The following is a 497-nucleotide window of genomic DNA, read 5'->3' on the forward strand; positions in this document are numbered from 1 at the left end:
GGGGCACTGCGGTGCACTTGACGGCGGGGTCTTTCCGGGTGTTGGCGGAGGAGGGGCCGGGGTGTTTCGCGGGGTTGCGTGAGGTGTTGACGGGTGGGGATGTGGTTCCTGCGCGGTCGGTGGCGCGGGTGCGGGAGGCGTGCCCGGGTGTGGTCGTGCGGCACTTGTATGGGCCGACGGAGACGACGTTGTGTGCGACCTGGCATGTCCTGGCCCCTGGTGATGCGGCGGCTTCGGTGCTGCCTATCGGGCGCCCGCTGTCTCACCGCAGGATCTTTGTGCTGGACGCGTTCTTGCAGCCGGTCCCGCCTGGCACGGTGGGTGAACTGTATGTGTCCGGTGCCGGGCTGGCTGCCGGTTACTGGGACCGTCCGGCGCTGACCGCCGAACGCTTCGTCGCGTGCCCGTTCGCTGCGGGGGAGCGGATGTATCGCACCGGGGATCTGGTGCGCTGGACGGACGACGGTGAGTTGCTGTTCGTCGGCCGCGCGGACGCG

1 protein-coding gene is annotated in these 497 nt (G+C 69.8%); it reads left to right on the forward strand.

Annotated features, from left to right (window positions below; genetic code table 11):
• A partial coding sequence (locus tag IEY95_RS48325; RefSeq protein WP_444544777.1) for an AMP-binding protein occupies positions 1–497 on the forward strand: 497 nt, incomplete at both ends.

This window comes from Streptomyces albiflavescens (assembly GCF_014645835.1).
Classification (GTDB): domain Bacteria; phylum Actinomycetota; class Actinomycetes; order Streptomycetales; family Streptomycetaceae; genus Streptomyces; species Streptomyces albiflavescens.